The sequence below is a fragment of the Candidatus Aegiribacteria sp. genome (assembly GCA_021108435.1).
In the GTDB taxonomy this organism is placed as follows: Bacteria; Fermentibacterota; Fermentibacteria; order Fermentibacterales; family JCC-6; genus Aegiribacteria.
The window spans coordinates 1-4008 of the sequence record JAIOQY010000122.1 but is presented as its reverse complement, the minus strand read 5'-3'; the positions used below and the strand labels follow the sequence as shown (position 1 = coordinate 4008).

General features: G+C 45.0%; 4 protein-coding genes. All 4 read right to left on the bottom strand.

Translation table 11 applies throughout. From position 1 onward, the window contains the following. Positions 1-650, bottom strand: a 650-nt coding sequence (locus tag K8R76_07025; GenBank protein ID MCD4847925.1) for a DUF4956 domain-containing protein, incomplete at its 3' end; no start/stop codon positions are given. Beyond that, entirely contained in the window at positions 638-1429 is a 792-nt protein-coding gene (locus K8R76_07020; protein MCD4847924.1) for a polyphosphate polymerase domain-containing protein, read from the bottom strand. The genes K8R76_07025 and K8R76_07020, both read right to left, overlap by 13 nt. Then, entirely contained in the window at positions 1429-2490 is a 1062-nt protein-coding gene (locus tag K8R76_07015; protein MCD4847923.1) for an OprO/OprP family phosphate-selective porin, read from the bottom strand. Before K8R76_07015 ends, K8R76_07020 begins: the two co-directional genes overlap by 1 nt. A 97-nt stretch (positions 2491-2587) precedes the next feature. Further along, on the bottom strand, positions 2588-4008 hold a 1421-nt coding region (locus tag K8R76_07010), incomplete at its 5' end, for a lamin tail domain-containing protein (GenBank protein ID MCD4847922.1).

Sequence of the window (4008 nt, the reverse complement as noted above, 5' to 3'; positions counted from 1 at the left end):
TCGATTCCGGGAATGCTGTTCAAACCTGTTACGATTTCCTGAGAAGTCAGACCGGTTTTTAATATAAGATCGTACGTCAGGGTAAGATAGATACCATCTTCCGATGGTTCTATGTGTATTATTGTGCTTTGTTTTGCCCTCTCAGCAATGAAATTCACATATCCTTCTTCGTCACCTGATTCCCTGTTGAAGCGAAATCTCAGTATGAACTCGCTTCTGTGCATCGAACCGAAGTTGGTTTTCGCGAGTATTATGGCTACTACGCCGATAAAGAATGTTGAATAAACTGTTAGAATATAGTTTCCCGTTCCGGATGCTATACCTTCGGTAAGAGCAAAGAATATAAATGCAGTATCCTTTGTATCCTTTACCACCGTTCTGAACCGGACGATTGTAAGCGCTCCAACAAGTGCGAAAGCCCTGGCGAGATTGCTGCCGATAACCATCATCACAGCGCTCACCGTAATACACATGAGGACCAGGGTAACTACGAATGACTGAGAGTAGGAAAGCCCCTTATGTGTTTTCTTGTAGATAAATCCTATGATCAATCCGGCAGCCAGCGCAATAAGAAGATTTATGACAATGGACTGCGGACTGTAACCAACCTGCTCGGAGGTTGCTGTAAACCACTCGTTCAACTCAGACAAGCCGGTCTCCTCTCTAAAACTTTATCGAGATATGAATCATATGTTTTCATATAGGTAACATCAGTAGCATGTGCAAACTTGGAAAAAGAAACACGCTTCAGTTCAAATTCCTGAATCAGTCTGTGAAACCAGCTCGGAAGATGATAACGGAATTTGATTTCAAGCACCTGAAATCCATTCGAAATGTTATGGGATCTGCCGACAGGATGACCGTCGAAACCCGCTCTGAAAGCAAGGACCTGACTGTCAAGTGTTACTCTGAAATCAGGATTGGCTTTATTCTCAAACGCAGTCCTTCTATAGTCCACCACAACACTGGGCGAAAGCTTTTTCCTGAAAGCGTCGAACACAAATCTTTTTCCGGTTCCATTGATATTTCCGGAATCAAGCAGAAATCCTGAAAATGAATTTGTCCCCTTGCTCATAGAATGTTCAGTGCCCTTCGGATCAAGCAGGAGCCTGTGCTTAAAAACAAGGCTGTCGTCTCTGCCTTTCAGTTCCAGGAAGAGCGGGTTTGCATAAGCAGGAGTAGAGGAGTAACTCCTGAATCGGAATTTGTACCGTTTCCTCAATCCCGCGAGTTTCTCATAAAACAGGTCGAATCTGTCAGTGTCGAAGTAATGACTTCTGATGAAGTAGCTTCCATTTCTGTCGGAATGAATATCACGCTCAAGTCTGAGTTCCAGCTCACGCATTATACCCGCAAGCACAGTTCCGGATATCAGGTATTTGAATTCATACCTGTGAAAATGCAGGCGGGGAGCTTCAGGAGATGTCATCAGATATCGAGGGTCACTTCCAGGATGTAATCCGAGTGTTTTTCCTCAAAGAGCATATTATGCGGTCGATGATTTACTACGGCAGCTCTGACACACACTGGAGTTCCAGTATCAATGTTTACTGTAAAGACCAGTTCATCTTCCCTGGAATCGGTTGATCTGTCAGGCTGCCATGAAGCCATACTTGCAGATGTGCTTATACTCTTGAGAGCGGGTTTGCCCGTTTCCCACGTAATACCTCCGGTTACCCACCATGTCTGGAATTCCGGTGGGTCTACACCGTCTATTACATTTACCATCTGCCAGTTATCACCCCTGAGATACTCACTGCGGAGAAGGAACGAGAAATCACTGTTGATTTCAATGTTCAACTGAAGATCCGCTCCCATTGCTTTCTGTCTTGCCGAGCAGGTGTAGCCATCTACCGATTCAGGATCCGCTTCACCGAACCGTAGAGTTGACAGGTCGGCTCCAATCATGATACCCAGAGGCAGATCAAATTCAGCCCTTCCCACATACTGGATCTCGTTATCCTGGTTTATTGCGTCTGGAGAACCATTAAAGACTCCCAGCGAGAGTCTGGGAAGCCAGACAGCATCTGGATTCAGTATTCCGGTTACTCCGATATCTCTTCCCGAGTACAGCAGATCACTCAGTTCTCTGTGGGTTATTGAATGGTCTATCGCCTGGAGGTCCCATGTACTTGTTAACGTATTCAGGCAGAATGGTTTCTTGAATTGTCCCGCCTGCAGCTCGATCGCGTTGAACGGCTCCCAGAGGATGTAGCAATCCTTCAGGAATATCTCGTCAGGTTTTATCTCCAGCTGAAGCTGTCCTGCGAGATTGTCATTGATATCGAAGTCCGCGGTCAGCCCCGATGATTCAATGCTGAATGATCTATCCGGTATTGTAAGAGCTCCTCCGAACAGGCTGTATCTTACTCGGGCGTAAGCTGAAAGTATGAAGCTGTCAGCGTTTTCGTTTTCCACATCCACGTCAGCTGAGACAGTTGCCGCCATGAGTATTGCTAAAATCAGTGTAAGTGCAGTGGAGTATTTCATTATTTCTTCCTGTTCTGTTGTTTTTTACGTTAGAACATATAGTATAACTGTCAGAGCCTTCAGAATAAAGCTTCAAAAACCAATTGTCTGTTCACTTCTATGGTAGAAGGACAAACTTGCGTGATGCTGATGTTCCACATGATCTTATAACCGCGAAGTAAATCCCCGGAGTAAGAGATGGAGGTAAGCTGCATGACAGACTTCCTTCCAGACCTGTAATTGATTGGGGTTGAAGAACCAGTCTGCCTGAAATATCATAAAGAAGCAATTCTGCAGGAACACTCGGAACTATATAATTCAGGTTGAATGATGTTGATACCGGATTAGGCCACAGGGTTTCAATGAACGGTTTGAGAATGATATCAGGCCATCCTGGATTTGATCTGCCGGGTGTTCCAGGCAGTTCAATCGCCTGCCAGCTTAATGAGTTCGAAAGCGGAAGCTCAGGTGAACTAAGCGAAAGCACATGATTGTCTTCCAGGGGCCAGGATACGGCATCATACATCACTGAAAAGATTAGTCTGTCGCTTTCAAGCAGAGTGACTCCATCTTTTTCATTATTGAGTCCGAAATTCATTCCCTCGATTACTTCGATGTTATATCCGTTCACCGAACGGAAGGATTGTTCATCCTCACAGACAACAAGGAAACTTCCAGGATTGATCATAGTATTTGGCGGAAGAGTGATTTCATTATTCTGTCCATCGATAAGGATGTATCCGGAAATATCCGCTCTGAACAGACTTGTATTGAACAGTTCGATCCAGTCTCCGGAATCTCCATCGAAACAGATTTCAGATAAAATGACCGAAGAACTTGATTCATTACAATTTACTTCCTCTTTAACTGTCACAGTCAGAGCAGTCTGCCACGAGGGATACATCAGGATAAACTCAGTATTCGAAGGCGAGGTCAGCGCAAGATTACCTAAAACAGTGTTGTAAGGCATCATGTCGCTCAGAAGTTCCGAATTATTGGTGAGGTACAGCGTATCACCGGGTTCAATGACTGTCTGTTTCGATGCAAACAGTCTGGCTGGCGGATTCCCCGCCTGGAAACCGCAAAAGGAAACATCCTGGGGAGTGTTAGATGTATTAATAACAGGAAGGCTCCACAGGAAAACGGTGTACCGTACAGGGGCAAGTACTTCGAATACTTCAGGATAAAATGAATAGATGCTCCGCCTTGCAGTCGGAGCGCATACTCTACGGGGAGAGAATGATGTGGGGGGTGCGTATAAAGGATAATAGAAAGGAGTATAGCAGACTCCACCTTCATCTTGAGATCCGGCTATTACAGAGAATTTAATATGTGTTCTGTAAGAGGGAAACGAAATGGTTCTGCTCCAGCAGCACCCTGAAGGATCATCCTGATTCATAGACCAGGTGCTGGAATTTTCGTTGTCACTCCAGTCGATAAGCATGATATAATCAACTGCTTGTGCATACTCGATACTGACTTTAACTGAATCCGAGTTTCCTCCAGGTTCGAATTCCCATTCCGAAAGGGTCATGGATA